Here is an 18,187-nt window from a genome sequence, read left to right on the forward strand (position 1 = left end):
TTTATTTCTCGTCGAGGTTGCTGAAATAATCAGGCTCTGACGAGTGATTTTGATTTGGCGCAATATGCCTGTCGGTAATGTGCATGGTAGAATAATCGTAGCTTTCTTCTTCCTGTTTGCTTTTTGCGGGTTTTGATACCTCAACAATTTTTAACAGGCTACGGATAAATGATAGATCGAAATTGCTCCTGTTTAGTTTTATCAGGTATTCATTCTCGGTTATTTCAAGGATGGAATTTGTCATGGTATTCAATTATAGTGTGTCTGATATAAAATTCAACATCTACTATTAATTGAAAGTTTTATTCTCTTTATCTTTTTGTTAAGGAATGGAGGCAGGCAGTAAAATAGCCCTGCTTTTTCTGCTTTTTTAAAGACCAAATTGCTCAGGCCTCAAACGCCCTAAAAACGTCCTTTAAACGTCCTGAATCGACCCTAATGCTTGCTTAGTGTTCACGTTCACTACCGTGAACACCTCGTTTTTTCGTATCTGTATGATAATCAGATGTTTGCTGTTTTTGCTATTTGCGAAATCTCAGTATTCATACGCGAAAGTTTCATAACAAAAAGAGCCGCGAAACATCGCGGCTCTTCTTGTTATAAATAAAAATTCCATTTATTCAAACCACTTCATAACGTCTTCTTTCGACGGCATGGGGATTTCCAGTTTCATTTTTTTGCGCATCCCGCCAAGGTCATTAAATACCTTGTTTGGGTTACCTGCCTTTAATTCCTCAACGGTGTTGAAGCCCATTTTATTTAATACGGGCACCCACTCGGCCTGTACGCCAATATTGATGAAATCGTCGGCTGTAGCTACTTTGGCTTTTTTCTCGGGGCGCATCTGCGGGAAGAATAATACTTCCTGAATGGTGCTTTGATTGGTCATCAGCATCACCAAACGGTCGATACCTATACCAAGGCCCGATGTTGGCGGCATACCATATTCAAGGGCACGTAAAAAGTCGTCATCCATCGCCATAGCTTCATCATCGCCACGACCGGCCAGTACCAATTGTTCTTCCAAACGTTCACGCTGATCTATAGGGTCGTTCAACTCCGAGTACGCATTGGCTATCTCTTTACCGTTTACAAACAGCTCGAAACGCTCTACCAGGCCGTCTTTAGTACGGTGCTTTTTGGCAAGCGGTGTCATTTCAATAGGGTAATCGGTAATGTAGGTTGGCTGGATCAGGTTATGTTCTACCTTCGCGCTGAATATCTCGTCTATCAGCTTACCTTTGCCCATGCTGGCATCAACCTCAATGGCTAAGTCGGCGCATACTTTACGTAATCCTTCCTCATCCATAGCAGATACATCTATACCTGTATATTTCAGGATCGAATCGTACATCGACAGCTTTTCGTATGGGCCTGCAAAGTTTATTTCATGCTTACCTACCTGTACTACCGGGATGCCGTGAACGGCTTTCGCAACAGTTTCTAAACACTCCTCAACCATGGCCATCATCCATATATAGTCTTTATAGGCTACATAAATTTCCATAGCGGTAAATTCCGGGTTGTGGGTACGGTCCATACCCTCGTTACGGAACATTTTACCAAACTCATAAACACCATCAAAGCCAGCCACAATAAGGCGTTTCAGGTAAAGCTCGTTGGCGATACGTAAAAACAGCGGCATATCAAGCGTATTATGATGCGTAGCAAACGGGCGGGCTGCTGCACCACCATGCACAGGCTGCAGGATAGGGGTTTCAACCTCCATCCATCCCTGCAGGTTAAAGTAATTACGCATAGCGCTGATCACTTTAGAGCGGTTGATGAAGATGTTTTTATACTCCGGGTTAACGGTTAAGTCCACATAACGCTGGCGGTAACGCATTTCGGGGTCAGTGAAACCATCATGTATGGTACCATCGTCCTCGCGTTTTACCACCGGCAGTGGTTTTAAGGATTTGGCTAATACAATCAACTCTTCTGTATGCACCGAGATCTCGCCGGTTTGGGTAAGGAACACGTAACCTTTTATCCCAACGTAATCGCCAATATCTAAAAGCTTTTTAAATACGGTATTGTAAAGTGTTTTATCCTCGCCGGGGCAAATATCATCGCGTTTAATGTAGATCTGCACACGGCCGGTACTATCCTGGATCTCGGCAAATGATGCGCTACCCATGATACGGCGCGTCATGATACGACCCGCAATTACAACCTGTTTATACTTATCTGGGTCGGCTTTAAAATTATCATTAATATCCTGTGCCCACGCGGTCACATCAAAGGCTTCGGCAGGGTAAGGGTTTATGCCCAGTTCGCGTAAGTCTTTTAATGATTTACGGCGAAAAATTTCCTGTTCAGATAGTGCAATACTCATATTGTAAAAGGGTATTTTATTAAGGCTGCAAAAATAGGATTTTTAACTTAGATATAAGATGTTAGATATGAGATTTGAGAGGGAAGATACAATCTTTGCAGGATGATTATTTAACTCACCCCGACCTCGCTTCGCTGGTCGACCCTCTCTGCTTCGCAAAGAGGGTGAAGATAAATGCAAAACCCTCTTTCCGCTTGCGGAGAGAGGGTGGTCGAGCGTAGCGATGACCGGGTGAGTAAAATTACAAACTTGCAGAATGATCAGTTAACTCACCCCGACCCCGCTTCGCTGGTCGACCCTCTCTGCTTCGCAAAGAGGGTGAAGAGAAAAGCAAAACCCTCTTTCCGCGCAGCGAAGAGAGGGTGGTCGAGCGCAGCGATGACCGGGTGGGTGAAATTGCAAACTTTGCAGGATGATCAGTTAACTCACCCCGACTCCGCTTCGCTGGTCGACCCTCTCTGCTCCGCAAAGAGGGTTAAAAAAAAGCAAAACCCTCTTTCCGCGCAGCGAAGAGAGGATGGTCGAGCACAGCGATGACCGGGTGAGTAAAATTGCGAACTTTGCAGGATGATCAGTTAACTCACCCCGACTCCGCTTCGCTGGTCGACCCTCTCTGCTCCGCAAAGAGGATGAAAAAAAGCAAAACCTTCTTTCCGCGCAGCGAAGAGAGGGTGGTCGAGCACAGCGATGATCGGGTGAGTAAACTTGCAAACTTTGCAGAATGATTAGTTAACTCACCCCGACTCCGCTTCGCTGGTCGACCCTCTCTGCTTCGCAAAGAGGGTGAAGAGAAAAGCAAAACCCTCTTTCCGCGCAGCGAAGAGAGGGTGGTCGAGCGCAGCGATGACCGGGTGAGTAAAATCACTAAATGATTGTCCGGTTTGTATGTCAGTCTGCGCTTGTCGAAGACTAAACTGCGCACACCAGCCAAAGTCTGGCGACCAGATAAAAATCACCAGATCGCCAATTCGCTAAATCACTAATTCATTACCTTTGCAACCATGGATATTAAAGTGATCGCATTTGATGCTGATGACACCCTTTGGGTTAACGAACCCTATTTCAGGCAAACAGAAGAGCAATTTTGTACCTTGCTGGCATCGTACGCTTCGCAGCACGAACTGGAACGCGAGTTGCTCAAAATAGAGATAGCCAACCTTGCGCTTTATGGATATGGCATAAAAGGCTTCATCCTGTCGATGATAGAGGCTGCCATGAAGATAACCCAAAATACATTGAGTATTGAGGTGGTGGCCGAGATAATGGAACTGGGTAAACAAATGCTCAACCAGCCCATAGAGCTGTTGGATGGAGTGGAAGACGTACTCGAAACGCTTAAAGGCAAATATCGCCTGGTTGTGGCCACCAAAGGCGATCTGCTCGACCAGGAACGCAAGCTGAAAAAATCGGGCCTGAACCCTTATTTTCACCATATCGAGATCATGAGCGAGAAGGATGATGCTAATTACATGAAACTTATTAAACACCTTGATATAAAGCCCGAAGAACTTTTCATGGTAGGCAACTCGCTTAAAAGTGATATTATGCCGGTGCTTAATATTGGCGGGCACGCCGTACATGTGCCATACCATATTACCTGGGCACACGAGCAAATTGAAGATAGTATTGATAACGAACGTTTTAAAAGCGCTGTTACTATTAAAGATATTTTAGCATATCTGTAAGCATGAAAACGAAAATAGACCTGGATACCTGGTACCGCAGAAGCCATTTTGAGTTTTTTAATAGTTTTGAAGAACCCTTTTTTGGCATAACGGCAAATGTTGATGTAACTATTGCTTACCAAAAGGCAAAACAACAGGGCGTATCTTTCTTTTTATATTACTTGCACTGTATTTTAAAAGCAGCCAATGGTATTGAATGTTTCAGGTACCGCGTTGAAAATGGCGAGATTTTTTTATATGATGTGGTACACGTGTCGGCTACGATTAACCGGCCTGATACTACTTTTGGCTTTTCGTATATCGATTACAAACCTGATTTTGCCGAATTTGTTACCGGTGCACAGCGGGAGATAGAACGAGTGCAAGGCACAACCGGCCTGGAGTTAAGGCCCTTTGTAAATGTTTTACATGTTTCGGCTATTCCCTGGGTAAATTTTACCGGCCTAACACATGCCCGTAATTTTAAGTTTGAAGATAGTATGCCCAAAGTATCGTTAGGTAAGATGACCGAAATAGATGGAAAACTGATGATGCCGGTTTCTGTGACCGTACACCATGGCTTTATAGATGGCCGGCAGGTTGGCGAGTATATAGATATGTTTCAGCAATTGCTAAACGCCTAAGCAACTCAACAGCAATAAATAGCGTATATAATAAGTAAGTAAAGCCATCGGCATTTTAAAATGTAAATGATATATTTACTTATAGCCAATAACCTGTATGCTGTTTAAAAAAGATAAATGGACCAGGATCATTAATTTACAAGCTGCCTCCCGTTATGATATGGTTAGCTTTGCTATAAACGGCACAGGTTATATAGGTACAGGTAACCCGGGCCTTTTAAGGGATTTTTGGAAATACACTCCCCGTAAAACCAATTAATAAATTTTATAGGCCGATTGTATCAGCATAGTGATGCTGTTGATCAAAACATGTAAGGCTATGCCCCAAAAAAAGCCATTTTTAAACCTTACATAGGTTAAAAACCAACCCATAAATAGTTGTGGTATTACATATAACGGGTATATAAATATAATGCCCCATTGAAAAGGTGCGTAATTGAGCGTATGCAGCAATCCAAAAATTATGATTGACGAAAGTATAAACCCCTTTTGAGCCCTTTTATTGGGTGTAATATTTTGCGGCAAACTTTGTAATAAGGCAAAATAACCTAACACAAAGAGTAGCACCCGGGCCAATATGTTTATAGTTAAATTTTGCTGGTTAAGTGTTGGTAAAGCCTTTGCCAGCAATACTAAGGCGCAACCAAATGCAATAGCAATATGCTTCCGTTTAAATGAAAGCGGCAGCCGGAAGATGATCTCTTCAATCACCGGGCCTATAAGGCTTACATATAACACAGTTTTCCAATACCCATACTTAGCCAATAGGCTGTGCATAGATGTTTTATATTGTGCCGCAGGGCTTTTGTAATGCAAATAATTTACAATAAACTCCCACAACAGGTATAATGGTGCGCTTAAAAAGTTAAGCAGGAAAACTATTCCATATAATTTTAACAGCAAAATAAGTTTGCTTTGAAACGTGCTATCGTTTTTTAGCGAGGGGTACTTGCCAATGGCGTAAATTTCCTCAAGCATTAGCAAGCTGGTTGATTATTCAGCATCATCTTCCCATGTATACAATTCATCGATAGCGTCTGCGTACTTTTTCTCAATTACCTTACGTTTGGCTTTCAGGGTGGGTGTTATTTCGCCGGCTTCCATGCTAAATGGTACGCGTTTGATCTTAAAGTTTTTGATGCGCTCGAATTTTGCCAGTTCGTTAGATAGCTTTTTAACATCCTGGTTTATCCAGTCGATTATTTCTTTATTATCTATAAAAGTCTCAGGGTTCTCAAAAAAGTCGTCGCTCAGTTTAAAAGTTTCCTGCAACAACTCACGGCCCGGAACCAGTATGGCGGTAATAAAGTCGCGCTTATCGCCAATTAAAAATACCTGTTCAATTTTAGGGCTTTTTAAATAGGTGTTCTCTACCGGGGTAGGGTAAATGTTTTTGCCATAGGCGTTTACCAGCATGTTTTTAAGCCTGTCGGTAATTTGCAGGTTGCCCCGGTAAAAACGGCCTATATCGCCGGTATGCAACCACCCTTCCGGGTCAATAACAGCTGCGGTTTCCTCGGGCTTTTTCCAGTAGCCTTTCATTACACAATGCCCGCGTACAATGATCTCGCCCTCTTCCGACTCGAAATTCGGGTTGAAGTTATCGTGGGTTTGCACTGTCAATATTTTTTTGGTGTCAACATTCTGGATACCCACCTCAATACCCGGGATGATACGGCCAACGGTGCCATAAATGATGCGGTCGTTTTCGGTAACAGACATTACCGGTGATGTTTCTGTAAGGCCGAAACCTTCCAGTAATTTGATATCTATATCGCCAAAAAACTCTCCAACGTTTTTAGGCAATGCGCCCCCGCCGGATAACAGTACTTTTAAGCGCCCGCCTGTTTTTTCTTTTATTTTACTGAATACCAGTTTATTGGCCAGCTTTTGTTCGGCACTAAGGATGATGCCCGGTTTTTTACCCGCCTCATGCACCAAACGGTATTGGCGGCCTATTTTCAAAGCCCAGGTAAATATCTTGGTTTTCATCCCTCCGGCGGCAAGGCCATTCTTCATAGCCCTGTCGTGGATGCGCTCAAGTAATCGCGGTACGCAGCACATTACGGTGGGTTTTACCTCGGCCATGTTGCGGGCCAGCAGATCAAGGCTTTGCGCGAATGCGATAGTACAACCCTTGTTCATGCAGATGTAGTACGTAGCAGTGCGTTCAAACACGTGCGATAACGGCAGAAAAGACAGAAACATATCCGTTTTTTCGATAATAGGGATCTGGTACAGGCTTACTTTGCAGTTTTCGGTAAGGTTATGGTGCGTAAGCATTACACCCTTAGGTGTGCCTGTAGTGCCTGATGTATAGATTAGGCAAGACAGATCAGACGGGAGGATAGCCTCGCGCGCGGCGTTTATGGCCGGGCGGTAACTGTCAACAAGTGCCAGGCCCTCTTTAATCACATTCTCAAAGCTAACTACCCCCGCATTCAGGCTGAGCTTATCACTATATTTTTCAAACTCATCGCAAGCCGGTATCAGCCTGATCAATGCCGGGCAGTTATTGGCTATCTTTAAAACTTTACGAAACAGGAACGGGTTGCCAATAAGAATGGTACGCGCTTCAGAATCGTTGAGGATGTACTCTATCTCGGTTTCGGACAGGGTGGGGTAAATAGAGGTATTTACTGCGCCAATTTGCTGAAGTGCCTGGTCATAATAAATGTAGTCGGGGCCGTTTTCTATGATAAGAGCTAACCGGTCACCTTTTTTGATGCCAATTTCCAGGAACCATGCCGATATGGCGTCAATCTTTTCGAGTGCTTGTTTATAGGAAATTTCTACCCAGGTATCTTTTACCTTGTGGATCAGAAACGTATGGTCTTCGGGATGTATGTTCGCAACAATATTACGGATAAGCTCCGGTATGGTCGATTGCTCAGCAACAATGTTCATTAAGTTTATCTATCAGGTTTATACAATAACAAAGCTAATTATTTTACATTTAATTAAAAACGCCGTAATCATTAACTATCAACATTAATCATGACCAGGTTTTGACCATCCGGTTTTAAGACATTGCCTTAAAAATCGCTTACTTTGAGTATCTAAATTTAACAGCTTATGAAAATCATCATCGTTGGTGCCACCGGTACCTTAGGCAAAAAAGTAACTGCCGCGCTGCAAGGCCAGCACCAAATTATAACTGCAGGCTCAAAAAGCGGCGATTTGCAGGTTGATATCATCTCAACAGAATCGATTGAAGCGTTTTATAAAAAAACAGGCAAGTTCGACGCCCTTGTAAGCGTAACCGGTAGCGGCCACTTTGGCCCGCTGAATACTATGACGCCCAACGATTTTAAAAAAGGCATAGACAGTAAACTAATGGGGCAGGTAAACCTGGTACTTATCGGCCAGCATTACATCAATCCTAAAGGCTCGTTCACGCTTACCTCGGGTATTTTATCTAACGACCCTGTACTATACGGGGCAAACCTGAGCACGGTTAACGGCGCGTTAAATTCGTTTGTAATAGCCGCCGCAATAGGGTTGGAGAATGATGTGAGGATAAACGCCATCAGCCCGGGCGTGGTAGAAGATTCGCCGGGGTATTTTGATGCCTTCCCGGGGCATATCCCGGTTACAATGGATAGGGTAGTTGCCGGTTACCTGCGCAGTGTTTTAGGGGCAGGAACAGGGCAGGTTGTAGAGATCTTTTAGTTTGTTCCGTTTTAAAAATGGAACAAACGGGACAGGAAGCATCGCCACTAAACATTCCTCGGCTCAGTAGCATAATAGGTACAGCCTTTATACTGTATGCCTAAATAAGCGGCGGTATGTTTAAAGGGTACTTCAAAACCATCGGGGATAGTGGGGTCGGCGCCTACGGCTATCATAGATGCCGATTTGCCCCTGAGGCCGCGGCCAAGGTCTTTTTTAATGGTGATGAGGTCGGTAAGGCGGTCAAAAAACACTTTCATTACGCCGCTCATGCTGTACCAGTAAACCGGGGTGGCAAAAATAATATTATCGTAAGGGAGCGCTTTGCTGATGATGGCCTCAAATTCATCGTCGGCAGGGTAGTGGCCGTCGTAATTGTAGTGGGCTATTTTATGATCGAGCAGGTCTATCATATCAAACTCGGTTTGCAGCAATGCCTTACGGGTTATCGACTCGGTAAGGCTATTTTTACGGTTGCTGCCCAGTATTACAAGCGTTTTGTTTCCCATGCCTAAAACAAAAAAGGTTGATTACCTAAATGTAATCAACCTTTTTAATATTTTATGTTAATAATAAATTATTAAACCGAGAAACTTTCGCCGCATCCGCAGGTGCGGGTGGCATTGGGGTTATGAAAGTTAAAACCTTTACCGTTAAGCCCGTCGCTAAAATCAAGCTCAGTGCCGGCCAGGTACAAAAACGATTTCATATCAAGGGCAAAACGTACACCGCGATCTTCAAAAAACTGGTCGCCTTTTTTCTCCTCGTTATCAAAATCGAGGTTATAAGATAAACCAGAACAGCCGCCGCCCTGTACAGATACACGCAGAAAATAAGAGGCATCAAGCCCGCTATCCTGCATCAGGCTATCTATTTTCGCTTTCGCTTTATCAGTTACAGTTACCATAGTAGTAGAGTCAAGATTTTTAGAGTCATGAGTCAAGACAAGGACGAAATTGCTTAAGTCTTGATTCTTGGCTCTTTATTCTAATATCTGTTATTAGTGATGTGATTTTTCAAGAGCTATTGGCTCCATACCGTTTTTTACGCGGAAATCATTAATGGCTGCTTTGATAGCATCTTCTGCTAATACCGAACAGTGGATTTTCACCGGTGGAAGAGCAAGCTCTTCAACGATATCCATGTTATCTATCTTCATTGCATCGTCAACGCTTTTACCTTTTAACCACTCAGTAGCTAAAGATGAAGAAGCAATTGCCGAACCGCAACCAAAGGTTTTAAATTTTGCATCGGTGATGATGTTGTTATCATCAACCTGTATCTGCAGGCGCATAACGTCGCCGCACTCAGGCGCACCAACAAGGCCGGTACCAACCTTGTGGCTGCTCTTATCTAACGTACCCACATTGCGGGGGTTAGTATAATGGTCAATTACTTTATCTGAATAAGCCATAGTATTTTAGATTTTAGATCTGAGATTTTATATGTGAGACCAAACTCCATTTACTTTCCCAAACCAGGTTTATTTATAAGTCTTTTTTATTTCGACGCCTGATACAAAATCTAAATCTCATATCTCACGTCTCAAATCTATATTAGTGTTCTGCCCACTCAATCGAGTCAAGGTCAATGCCTTCTTTAAACATTTCCCAAAGTGGCGACATGTTGCGCAGGTTGGTAACCGCTGTTTTGGTTACTTCAACAGCATAATCAACTTCCTCTTCGGTAGTAAAGCGGCCAAGGCCAAAACGTATTGATGAGTGTGCCAGGTCATCAGATAATCCTAAGCTTTTTAAAACGTAAGATGGCTCTAATGATGCCGATGTACAGGCCGAACCTGATGATACAGCCAAATCTTTCATGGCCATCATCAAACCTTCGCCCTCAACGTATTTGAATGATATATTTGCAACATGCGGTAAGCGGTGTTCTACATTACCATTCACGTAGCTTTCTTCTAATACGGTTAATGCTTTCTCCAGTTTATCGCGCAGGGCCGACAAACGGATAGCTTCGCTTTCCATTTCTAAACCTGCAATTTCGCAAGCTTTACCCAGGCCTACAATACCCGGTACGTTCAACGTGCCCGAGCGCATGCCGCGTTCGTGGCCGCCACCGTCCATTTGCGCGGTAACCTTAACACGCGGGCCTTTACGGCGTACGTATAAAGCACCAACACCTTTAGGGCCGTACATTTTATGAGCCGATAAGGCTAAAAGATCAATACCGTCTGCAATTACATTAACTGGTATTTTGCCAACAGCCTGTGTAGCATCAGTCATGAATAAAGCGCCGTATTTATGTGCTATAGCAGCAATTTCTTTTATAGGTTGTATAACACCGATCTCGTTATTACCATACATGATAGATACCAGGATGGTTTCGGGTGTCATAGCAGCTTCAAGTACTTCAAGGTCAACCAGGCCGTCTTCTTTAACGGGAAGGTAGGTAACGCGGCCGCCCAATTTTTCAACGTGCTTGCAGGCATCCAAAACAGCTTTATGTTCGGTAACGGCTGTAATAATATGATTGCCTTTTTCTTTATACATTTCAAACACGCCTTTAATAGCCAGGTTGTCAGACTCGGTAGCGCCCGATGTAAAGATGATCTCTTTTTCGGTAGCGCCTATCAGTTTTGCAACCTGCTCACGTGCGTAGTCAACGCCTTCTTCAGCTACCCATCCAAACGGATGGTTACGGCTTGCAGCATTACCAAACTTTTCGTTAAAGTAAGGCAGCATAGCCTCCAATACCCTTGGGTCCATGGGTGTTGTAGCGTTATTATCTAAATAAATTGGGATATTCATGATTAAAAATTAACAATACAAATATACGCAAAGTTTTACTTTTACATCAGTAACCCGCTATAAATTGCATTTGGATGCTATTAATTTACAATATTTGGACATGAATAAGATAGAGCATATAGGTATAGCGGTTAACAGTGTTAAGGATGCCGGCGCTGTATATGAAAAATTGCTCGGCACATCTGTTTATAAGATAGAGGAAGTAGCTTCTGAAGGGGTTAAAACAGCCTTTTTGCAAACCGGCCCCAATAAAATTGAACTGCTGGAAGCTACCAGCCCTGAAAGCCCCATAGCTAAGTTTATTGCAAAACGCGGCGAAGGCATGCATCATATTGCCTTTGAAGTAACCGATATTAAAGCCGAAATGACCCGCTTAAAAGCCGAAGGATTTATTTTGCTGAATGACGAGCCCAAGCAGGGCGCAGATAACAAACTGGTTTGCTTTGTACACCCAAAGGGGACAAATGGGGTGTTAATTGAATTGTGCCAAAGTGTTAATAGATAGAGTCAAGAGGAAAGAATCAAGAGTCAGGAAGTTTCTTTTTGCAACCTTTAGGATAGTTGTACACTTTGCATAAACAAATTGCTTAAAGAGTTTGCTTCTCGCAAAGGATTGAAAATTATTTTTTGCAGTCGCTCGGCTCCGGCGGAGTGACCATTATTATAAGGCCTCCGGCCGCATAAGTTAAATTTACGGCGGTAAGAGGCGACCGAATAGACGTCACTCGGCTGGAACTGAGCGACTGCGGGGAGCAGAAATGAAAAGAGATATATACCTATTAATACTATTGGCCTTGTTTTTGGCAAGTTGCCATCCGCTGTTTTGTGTTTGGGAAATGGGGTTCAATAAAGTTGAAAAACTCAATTCGGCCGATGTGATTGGAAAATATGTCTTGACCCCGCACTCAAAAAAAATGATGCAGTATGAAGGTAAATATCAAAATATAACCAATAATATTTTGGAATTAAAAGGTGATAAAACTTATAGATTAATTGATGCTCCCGATTGGCTATTGAATGATCTCGGCAATTCAAATATGGCTTATTTTGACAAAACCGGGCGTTGGAGCTTTGATTGCAATGAACTTGGATGTATTTTAGAATTGGAGGGATTGCAAACGGGAGAGTTATTATTTAAGAAAAATGATAAAATCTTTATTTTGCTTGGTATAGGTGATCCGGACAGTTGCCAGGGTATGGTCTATGAAAAAAAGTAGCTCAACGTTAGGGATTGCAGCAGATACCGGCCTGTGGCTAAGGCCCACTCGTGCCTGGTAAACGCTTACAGTATACGATGCAAGGTTTCAGCTGCCCTAAATCCACAAGAGGGACGCTTGCGGTAGCGGTTTGTCAGTCTCAGCCCATCGAAGACTTAGATATCTTCAAAGCTGCCAAATGGTTCGACAAGCTCATCATGACATCCTTTTTTTTACGCTTGCGGTAGCCGAGGCAACAATAACCCGATAAGTACCGTATAATAATTAGTTTTGTAGCATTTAAAGCCTGCTTTGAAATTTATAAATGAAAATTAAAAATTACTTAATGCGCTACCTGGCAGGTATAGTGGTTATATCATCGTTTGTGATGTGTACCAAAACGGTAACGCCTGTTGAAAAACCGGCAAGCCCCAATCCGGATAATATAGCCGAACTTACGGGGAACAATACCGAGGCCATCACCGGCTGCACCTACACCGTTAAAACTACCGATTGGTTTGTTGACGGAGCTACCATCCCGGCCGGTTCTGTAATATGTATCCCCGCAGGTACACGGGGTGCTTTGCTGCTCAAAAATTTAAAAGGTACGGCAGCAAAACCCATTGTCATAATCAATAAAGGCGGTAAAGTAACTTTTACTACAGCTGCAACCGCATCATACGCGTTTAAAACGCAAAACTGCCAGTATTTTAAAATATTAGGCAACGGCACGCCGGGCGTAACCTACGGGATTGATATAAATGGCGGCAACATCGGGATGACGATGGATGACCTGAGTTCGGATTTCGAGATCTCGAACGTGGAGGTGCGTAATAGCGGCTTTGCCGGTATTATGGCAAAAACAGACCCAACCTGCGATGTGGCAACCCAGCGCGGTCATTTTACTATGCGGAACGTAAGTCTGCATAACAACTACGTCCACAAAACAGGTGGCGAAGGATTTTATGTCGGGAACTCTTTTTATGCAGGTGGTAGCTCGTTATCATGCGGTAAGGTTTTACCTCATGATGTGATTGATGTTAAGATATATAATAACCTTATCGATTCAGCAGGTTGCGAAGGTATCCAGGTAGGCAGCGCTATTGCAGGCTGCGAGGTTTACAACAACACGGTTACATCGCCCGGCTTGTCGCCTTTTGCAAACGGGCAAAACAACGGCATACAGATTGGGGAAGGCGCCGGGGGTAAATGCTATAACAACCTCATTAAAAATGCACCCGGAAACGGCATTATTGTGCTTGGCCTTGGTGATAACCAGGTGTTTAATAATTTTATCCTCAATTCGGGCGCTAACGGTATTTTTGCCGATTCGAGGTACACCCCGGGGCCAAATTTCCAATTCATTAACAACACCATTATCGCTTCTGCTGCCGATGGCATAAAAATGAACTCCGAAACCATCCCGATGAATACGGTTATTAATAATGTGATTGTAAAGTCGGGCTCGGGCGTGGCTATACACAAAATAAGCAATGGTGTTAAGCTTACTGCTTCAAACAATTATACGGGTAACGATATTACTGCCTTGAAATTCGCCAATTATGCTGCCGGTGATTTTCATTTGCTGTCGTCTTCGCCGCTTATTAATGCAGGTACTAATGCTCTATTGTACGGCGTAGGCATTGATTATTATGGTAAAACACGCCCCTCGGGTACTGCTTTTGATATTGGTGCAACGGAATATTAATAGGGGGAGACGTGAAGTACCGTGTTTCTGTATTAACACAATCAGTACAGGCGCTATATTTCGCATCTCCTTATTTCATAGCGTATAAATTGCCAAATAAAACCTCTCCACACACTGTTAAAAACTTTTTATCTACCCATTTCTACTTTTAAAAAGTATTTGTATATTTGCACCTCTTTTACAAGGAAGAAAAGTATACAATAGCAATGAAAAAAGATCTGCATCCATCAAATTATAGGTTAGTTGTTTTCAAAGACATGTCAAACGACTACTCTTTCATAACTAAATCATGTATCGAAAGCCGCGAAACCGTAAAATGGGAAGATGGCAACGAATATCCATTGATCAAATTAGAAATTTCACACACTTCACACCCGTTCTATACAGGTAAAATGAAGTTAGTTGATACTGCCGGACGTATAGACAAGTTCCGTACCCGTTACAACAGAAGCTAAGTGTTTTTTCAATAAAATATTTACAAGTTCCCCGCAAACCGGGGGACTTTTTTTATTTTTGGCCCATGGCAATCATCCTTTTTGACGATAACGCTCGTAATACCCTTCTGCCTTTAACATATACCCGCCCGGTTGCCGATCTGCGAATAGGTATCCTTACCATCGCCGAAAAATGGGCTAAATATTTAAACAGCGATTTTTCTTTTTTAACCGAAGCCTACCTGCAAGCCAAGTTCCCGCTAAACATCCAGGATGATAATATTTTCATCAATGGTTCTGTTTGCCCGGATGAAACTGTGGTTGAAGCGGTAAATAACTTGAAAAGCGGCGAGGCATTACGGTATAACAACACCTTAATAGCTGTAAAGCTAAATGATGTTTACGCAGCAAACTTCGGCCCGCTTGCAAAATACTCTAACGAAACAGCTTATAATAACGAACTGGTTATTTTAACCCACCCCGAGGATATTTTCAGGAAGAATGACACAGAGCTCCGTAAGGATTTTAAACTGCTTACCAAGGGCCGTAAAAGCGCTAAACTTAGCAGCACCAATACCATTATAGGTACTGAGTTTTTTGCGGAAGAAGGCGCACAGGCCGAGTGCTGCAGTTTTAGTACCATCAATGGCCCTATTTATTTAGCAGCCCATACCGAAGTTTGGGAAGGTACCAACATACGCGGCCCCTTTGCCTTGTGCGAGTACTCGCAGATAAAAATGGGCACCAAAATTTATGGCGCTACTACCATAGGCCCTTACTGCCGCATTGGTGGCGAGGTAAACAACGCCGTTGTTTGGGGGTACTCATCAAAAGGCCACGAAGGCTACCTGGGTAATGCCGTGGTAGGCGAGTGGTGTAACCTGGGTGCCGATACCAATAACTCAAACCTGAAAAATAATTACGGCGAGGTGAAACTATGGGATTACCCAAGCCAAACTATGCGCAATACCGGCCTGCAATTTTGCGGCCTCATTATGGCCGACCATGCCAAATGCGGCATTAACACCATGTTTAACACGGGTAGTGTGGTAGGGGTTAGCGCCAACGTTTTTGGAGGGGGATACCCGCCAAACTACATTCCCGATTTTTCGTGGGGAGGGGCAGATGGCTTTGTGGAGTATGGTTTTGACAAAATGATGGAAACAACTGAAAAAGCAATTGCACGCCGCCCGCACCGTAAGTTTGATGATGCCGAAAAGGCCATCCTTACCAAAGTTTACGAACTGACGAAGCCTTATAGAGGGTGAATGGCTGATAGGTGAGTGGTGCCTGCCGATCCAATAATAAAGAATCTAACACAATCAACATAATAAAGAAATGAGAAAAAAAATTGTAGCCGGAAACTGGAAAATGAACCTCGATTATAACGAGGGACTTGGTTTATTCACGGAAGTGATAAACATGGTAAAAGACGAAGCAACCGGTAACCAGCAGGTAGTGGTTTGCAGCCCGTTTATTCATTTACACAGCCTGGCAGCTTTGGCTAAAGGTTATACTAATGTATCGGTAGGCGCACAAAACGCTCACCAGGCCGAAAGCGGTGCTTACACAGGCGAGATCTCTGCAAAGCAGGTAAAATCTACCGGTGCCGAGTACGTTATTTTAGGCCACTCGGAACGCCGCCAGTATTTTGGCGAAAGTAATGAGCTTTTGGCTAAAAAAACCGATACAGCCCTGGCAAACGGTTTAAAACCAATCTTCTGTATTGGCGAAACCTTACAACAGCGCGAAGCTAACGAGCATTTTGATATTATAAAAAGCCAATTGGTTGAAGGTGTTTTCCATTTAGATGCCGATAAATTTAGCCAGATAGTATTGGCTTATGAGCCGGTTTGGGCTATAGGTACAGGCGTTACCGCAACATCAGACCAGGCGCAGGAAATTCACGCTTTTATCCGCAAGGAATTAGCGGCAAAATACAACCAGCAGGTTGCAGATGATACCACCATACTTTACGGCGGTAGCTGTAACCCTAAAAATGCTGCCGAGCTTTTTGCCTGTGCAGACATCGATGGCGGCTTAATCGGTGGCGCATCCTTAAAATCACGCGACTTTACGGATATCGTTAAAGCGTTCAATTAATTTAGATTTGGGATGTTAGATATGAGATTTGAGACAAGCTACAAGGGTTGTTAAGTCTCATATCTCACATCTCAATACTCATATCTCATAAATGAATTACTACGAATTACTCTTCACCACTATTACTACCGAGGATTACCAGCAGGACCTGCTGATAGGTGCTTTAGGTGAGATTGGTTTTGATACTTTTGAAGAGGTTGACCTTGGCTTTAAAGCCTATATCCCGGTGGATGATTTTAAACAGGAACTGCTGGATGAAACATTGATAGCTTACCGCGAAATGTTCAGCTTTAGCTATGATGTTACCCTAATCCCGCAGAAAAACTGGAACGAGGTATGGGAAAGTAACTTTGAACCCATACAGATAAGCGACCAGGTTTTTGTACGGGCAACATTCCACGCGCCGAAGCCGGAGTTCCCGTACGAGATCGTTATCGATCCTAAAATGGCCTTTGGTACCGGCCACCACCAAACCACGGCCATGGTAATGGGCCTGATGCTGGAGAATGACTTTGCCGGCAAAAAGATACTGGATATGGGCTGCGGAACAGGCATCCTGGCTATACTGGCTGCCAAACTTGGCGCTACAGATATTACCGCTATTGATTACGATGTGGTGTGCTATGAAAGCACTATCGAGAACTCGACGTTAAACAATATCGATAACATCAAAGCCCTTTGCGGATCTAAAGAAGTTATTCCTGATGAGCAGTACGATATTATACTGGCCAACATTAACCGCAATATCCTGCTCGACCAGATGGCGCGGTATGCAGAAGTTTTAAAACCAGGCGGAGAGATCTATTTCAGCGGTTTCTATGAATCGCCCGATCTGGATATCATTACTGAGGAAGCCGCTAAACACAATCTCAAATACATCACCCATAAAAAGGATAAAGAGTGGGTGGCCGCTAAATTTGTCTTGTAAAAAATAATGTAGAGACGCGATACTTCGCGTCTCTTTTTGGTTAAGCATAATGATTAAAACGCAAGTATCGCGTCTTTACATTTAGTAGCCTAAAGTAAACCTGGCCTTTACAAACTGGTTATTCTCCAATTCATTAAATATAGCTACGGCAAGGTCGGCGGTGCTGATATCGCTCTTACCTTCGGCATCAAATACCGGGCTTTCGGTACCTAAGCGGAACTTGTTGGTGCGTTCGCCGGGATGTAAATTAATTGCAGGGCTTACAAAAGTCCAGTCTAATTCATTCTCTTTGCGCAGTTCTGTTAAATAATCGCGCGCTGATGACGCGCCCGGGTAATATTCTTTAGGGAAATGCGGCCCATCTACCAGTTGTTTGCCATCAATAAACAAACTGCCTGCACCGCCAATGGTGATGTAGCGCTTTACACCAGCTTTTTTGGTTGCTTCCTGTATGTTCTTTGAACCATTAAGGAAATCATCATAAAGGTTTGGATTGGTCCAGCCTGCATTAAATGAACTGATCACCGCATCATGGCCTGATAATGCAGAGGCCAGTGCGTCCACATCATTTACATCTGCTGCTACGGCTGTTACACCGGCGGCTTTTTCTACTTTATCGGTATTGCGGGCAATGGCCGTTATTTCATATCCGCGCGATAAACCTTCTGCTACAAGGGCGGGGCCTACAAAGCCTGTTGCGCCAATTATTGCTATTTTCATATTGTTGTTTAT

General features: G+C 43.4%; 20 protein-coding genes. 11 read left to right on the top strand and 9 right to left on the bottom strand.

Annotated elements, in window-relative coordinates; translation table 11 throughout:
* Position 1: 1 nt before the first annotated feature.
* Positions 2 to 244 carry a hypothetical protein gene (locus IDJ75_RS04170; protein WP_191174337.1) on the bottom strand — a complete coding sequence of 81 codons (243 nt, stop codon included), beginning with the start codon at positions 242 to 244 and terminating at the stop codon, positions 2 to 4.
* 372 nt (positions 245 to 616) lie between these two features.
* Positions 617 to 2,338: a lysine--tRNA ligase gene (lysS, locus tag IDJ75_RS04175; RefSeq protein WP_191174338.1), complete on the bottom strand. Its 1,722-nt coding sequence runs from the start codon at positions 2,336 to 2,338 to the stop codon at positions 617 to 619.
* Between the two features lie 1,001 nt (positions 2,339 to 3,339).
* Between lysS and IDJ75_RS04180 the strand changes: the two genes are divergently transcribed.
* The 3 genes from IDJ75_RS04180 (at position 3,340) to IDJ75_RS04190 (ending at position 4,905) form a co-directional block, all read left to right on the top strand.
* Positions 3,340 to 4,023, top strand: a complete 684-nt coding sequence (locus tag IDJ75_RS04180) for an HAD family hydrolase (protein WP_191174339.1) — start codon at positions 3,340 to 3,342, stop codon at positions 4,021 to 4,023.
* Between the two features lie 2 nt (positions 4,024 to 4,025).
* Complete coding sequence (locus IDJ75_RS04185; protein ID WP_191174340.1) at positions 4,026 to 4,646, top strand: chloramphenicol acetyltransferase; 621 nt, start codon at positions 4,026 to 4,028, stop codon at positions 4,644 to 4,646.
* Positions 4,647 to 4,743: 97 nt separating this feature from the next.
* The gene (locus tag IDJ75_RS04190; protein WP_191174341.1) at positions 4,744 to 4,905 is read left to right on the top strand and encodes a hypothetical protein; all 162 of its coding nucleotides are present in this window, start codon (positions 4,744 to 4,746) and stop codon (positions 4,903 to 4,905) included.
* Here the strand turns inward: IDJ75_RS04190 and IDJ75_RS04195 are convergent.
* Both IDJ75_RS04195 and IDJ75_RS04200 read right to left on the bottom strand, forming a co-directional pair.
* Positions 4,902 to 5,624, bottom strand: a complete 723-nt coding sequence (locus IDJ75_RS04195; protein WP_191174342.1) for a CPBP family glutamic-type intramembrane protease — start codon at positions 5,622 to 5,624, stop codon at positions 4,902 to 4,904. The two genes, IDJ75_RS04190 and IDJ75_RS04195, sit on opposite strands and share 4 nt — an antisense overlap.
* A 15-nt stretch (positions 5,625 to 5,639) precedes the next feature.
* Positions 5,640 to 7,553 (bottom strand): AMP-dependent synthetase/ligase, encoded by a 1,914-nt coding sequence (locus tag IDJ75_RS04200; RefSeq protein ID WP_191174343.1) that lies wholly within the window; start codon positions 7,551 to 7,553, stop codon positions 5,640 to 5,642.
* Between the two features lie 168 nt (positions 7,554 to 7,721).
* On the opposite strand from IDJ75_RS04200, the gene IDJ75_RS04205 reads away from it, so the two are divergent.
* A complete protein-coding gene (locus IDJ75_RS04205; RefSeq protein WP_191174344.1) occupies positions 7,722 to 8,318 on the top strand; it encodes a short chain dehydrogenase in 597 nt (198 codons plus the stop codon).
* A 47-nt stretch (positions 8,319 to 8,365) separates the two neighbouring features.
* Here the strand turns inward: IDJ75_RS04205 and IDJ75_RS04210 are convergent, their stop codons facing one another.
* The 4 genes from IDJ75_RS04210 to IDJ75_RS04225 all read right to left on the bottom strand — a co-directional run bounded on the left by IDJ75_RS04210 (position 8,366) and on the right by IDJ75_RS04225 (position 11,086).
* Positions 8,366 to 8,827: a flavodoxin family protein gene (locus tag IDJ75_RS04210; RefSeq protein ID WP_191174345.1), complete on the bottom strand. Its 462-nt coding sequence runs from the start codon at positions 8,825 to 8,827 to the stop codon at positions 8,366 to 8,368.
* Positions 8,828 to 8,898: 71 nt separating this feature from the next.
* The gene (locus IDJ75_RS04215) at positions 8,899 to 9,225 is read right to left on the bottom strand and encodes a HesB/IscA family protein (RefSeq protein WP_191174346.1); all 327 of its coding nucleotides are present in this window, start codon (positions 9,223 to 9,225) and stop codon (positions 8,899 to 8,901) included.
* 93 nt (positions 9,226 to 9,318) lie between these two features.
* The gene (iscU, locus tag IDJ75_RS04220) at positions 9,319 to 9,732 is read right to left on the bottom strand and encodes a Fe-S cluster assembly scaffold IscU (protein WP_067059246.1); all 414 of its coding nucleotides are present in this window, start codon (positions 9,730 to 9,732) and stop codon (positions 9,319 to 9,321) included.
* A gap of 142 nt (positions 9,733 to 9,874) precedes the next feature.
* Positions 9,875 to 11,086 carry an IscS subfamily cysteine desulfurase gene (locus IDJ75_RS04225; protein WP_191174347.1) on the bottom strand — a complete coding sequence of 404 codons (1,212 nt, stop codon included), beginning with the start codon at positions 11,084 to 11,086 and terminating at the stop codon, positions 9,875 to 9,877.
* A 100-nt stretch (positions 11,087 to 11,186) separates the two neighbouring features.
* Between IDJ75_RS04225 and mce the strand changes: the two genes are divergently transcribed.
* The 7 genes from mce to prmA all read left to right on the top strand — a co-directional run bounded on the left by mce (position 11,187) and on the right by prmA (position 17,455).
* Positions 11,187 to 11,591 carry a methylmalonyl-CoA epimerase gene (gene mce, locus IDJ75_RS04230; RefSeq protein WP_191174348.1) on the top strand — a complete coding sequence of 135 codons (405 nt, stop codon included), beginning with the start codon at positions 11,187 to 11,189 and terminating at the stop codon, positions 11,589 to 11,591.
* Between the two features lie 253 nt (positions 11,592 to 11,844).
* Positions 11,845 to 12,303: a hypothetical protein gene (locus IDJ75_RS04235; RefSeq protein WP_191174349.1), complete on the top strand. Its 459-nt coding sequence runs from the start codon at positions 11,845 to 11,847 to the stop codon at positions 12,301 to 12,303.
* A 304-nt stretch (positions 12,304 to 12,607) separates the two neighbouring features.
* The gene (locus tag IDJ75_RS04240) at positions 12,608 to 13,990 is read left to right on the top strand and encodes a right-handed parallel beta-helix repeat-containing protein (protein ID WP_191174350.1); all 1,383 of its coding nucleotides are present in this window, start codon (positions 12,608 to 12,610) and stop codon (positions 13,988 to 13,990) included.
* Positions 13,991 to 14,196: 206 nt separating this feature from the next.
* A complete protein-coding gene (locus IDJ75_RS04245; RefSeq protein WP_129875752.1) occupies positions 14,197 to 14,445 on the top strand; it encodes a type B 50S ribosomal protein L31 in 249 nt (82 codons plus the stop codon).
* Between the two features lie 65 nt (positions 14,446 to 14,510).
* Positions 14,511 to 15,692 carry a putative sugar nucleotidyl transferase gene (locus IDJ75_RS04250; protein ID WP_191174351.1) on the top strand — a complete coding sequence of 394 codons (1,182 nt, stop codon included), beginning with the start codon at positions 14,511 to 14,513 and terminating at the stop codon, positions 15,690 to 15,692.
* A 70-nt stretch (positions 15,693 to 15,762) separates the two neighbouring features.
* The gene (tpiA, locus tag IDJ75_RS04255; protein ID WP_191174352.1) at positions 15,763 to 16,527 is read left to right on the top strand and encodes a triose-phosphate isomerase; all 765 of its coding nucleotides are present in this window, start codon (positions 15,763 to 15,765) and stop codon (positions 16,525 to 16,527) included.
* Between the two features lie 91 nt (positions 16,528 to 16,618).
* Positions 16,619 to 17,455 carry a 50S ribosomal protein L11 methyltransferase gene (prmA, locus tag IDJ75_RS04260; protein ID WP_191174353.1) on the top strand — a complete coding sequence of 279 codons (837 nt, stop codon included), beginning with the start codon at positions 16,619 to 16,621 and terminating at the stop codon, positions 17,453 to 17,455.
* 81 nt (positions 17,456 to 17,536) lie between these two features.
* Here prmA and IDJ75_RS04265 read toward each other — a convergent pair whose 3' ends face one another.
* The gene (locus tag IDJ75_RS04265; RefSeq protein WP_191174354.1) at positions 17,537 to 18,175 is read right to left on the bottom strand and encodes an NAD(P)-dependent oxidoreductase; all 639 of its coding nucleotides are present in this window, start codon (positions 18,173 to 18,175) and stop codon (positions 17,537 to 17,539) included.
* Positions 18,176 to 18,187 lie beyond the last annotated feature (12 nt).

It is taken from the genome of Mucilaginibacter rigui (genome assembly GCF_014773275.1).
Taxonomy (GTDB): Bacteria; Bacteroidota; Bacteroidia; order Sphingobacteriales; family Sphingobacteriaceae; genus Mucilaginibacter; species Mucilaginibacter rigui_A.

What these genes read in the sequence shown, in the direction of transcription:
- IDJ75_RS04170 (WP_191174337.1), bottom strand. Translation starts at nt 244, where the DNA reads ATGACAAATTCCATCCTTGAAATAACCGAGAATGAATACCTGATAAAA.
- lysS (WP_191174338.1), bottom strand. Translation starts at nt 2,338, where the DNA reads ATGAGTATTGCACTATCTGAACAGGAAATTTTTCGCCGTAAATCATTA.
- IDJ75_RS04180 (WP_191174339.1), top strand. Translation starts at nt 3,340, where the DNA reads ATGGATATTAAAGTGATCGCATTTGATGCTGATGACACCCTTTGGGTT.
- IDJ75_RS04185 (WP_191174340.1), top strand. Translation starts at nt 4,026, where the DNA reads ATGAAAACGAAAATAGACCTGGATACCTGGTACCGCAGAAGCCATTTT.
- IDJ75_RS04190 (WP_191174341.1), top strand. Translation starts at nt 4,744, where the DNA reads ATGCTGTTTAAAAAAGATAAATGGACCAGGATCATTAATTTACAAGCT.
- IDJ75_RS04195 (WP_191174342.1), bottom strand. Translation starts at nt 5,624, where the DNA reads ATGCTTGAGGAAATTTACGCCATTGGCAAGTACCCCTCGCTAAAAAAC.
- IDJ75_RS04200 (WP_191174343.1), bottom strand. Translation starts at nt 7,553, where the DNA reads ATGAACATTGTTGCTGAGCAATCGACCATACCGGAGCTTATCCGTAAT.
- IDJ75_RS04205 (WP_191174344.1), top strand. Translation starts at nt 7,722, where the DNA reads ATGAAAATCATCATCGTTGGTGCCACCGGTACCTTAGGCAAAAAAGTA.
- IDJ75_RS04210 (WP_191174345.1), bottom strand. Translation starts at nt 8,827, where the DNA reads ATGGGAAACAAAACGCTTGTAATACTGGGCAGCAACCGTAAAAATAGC.
- IDJ75_RS04215 (WP_191174346.1), bottom strand. Translation starts at nt 9,225, where the DNA reads ATGGTAACTGTAACTGATAAAGCGAAAGCGAAAATAGATAGCCTGATG.
- iscU (WP_067059246.1), bottom strand. Translation starts at nt 9,732, where the DNA reads ATGGCTTATTCAGATAAAGTAATTGACCATTATACTAACCCCCGCAAT.
- IDJ75_RS04225 (WP_191174347.1), bottom strand. Translation starts at nt 11,086, where the DNA reads ATGAATATCCCAATTTATTTAGATAATAACGCTACAACACCCATGGAC.
- mce (WP_191174348.1), top strand. Translation starts at nt 11,187, where the DNA reads ATGAATAAGATAGAGCATATAGGTATAGCGGTTAACAGTGTTAAGGAT.
- IDJ75_RS04235 (WP_191174349.1), top strand. Translation starts at nt 11,845, where the DNA reads ATGAAAAGAGATATATACCTATTAATACTATTGGCCTTGTTTTTGGCA.
- IDJ75_RS04240 (WP_191174350.1), top strand. Translation starts at nt 12,608, where the DNA reads ATGAAAATTAAAAATTACTTAATGCGCTACCTGGCAGGTATAGTGGTT.
- IDJ75_RS04245 (WP_129875752.1), top strand. Translation starts at nt 14,197, where the DNA reads ATGAAAAAAGATCTGCATCCATCAAATTATAGGTTAGTTGTTTTCAAA.
- IDJ75_RS04250 (WP_191174351.1), top strand. Translation starts at nt 14,511, where the DNA reads ATGGCAATCATCCTTTTTGACGATAACGCTCGTAATACCCTTCTGCCT.
- tpiA (WP_191174352.1), top strand. Translation starts at nt 15,763, where the DNA reads ATGAGAAAAAAAATTGTAGCCGGAAACTGGAAAATGAACCTCGATTAT.
- prmA (WP_191174353.1), top strand. Translation starts at nt 16,619, where the DNA reads ATGAATTACTACGAATTACTCTTCACCACTATTACTACCGAGGATTAC.
- IDJ75_RS04265 (WP_191174354.1), bottom strand. Translation starts at nt 18,175, where the DNA reads ATGAAAATAGCAATAATTGGCGCAACAGGCTTTGTAGGCCCCGCCCTT.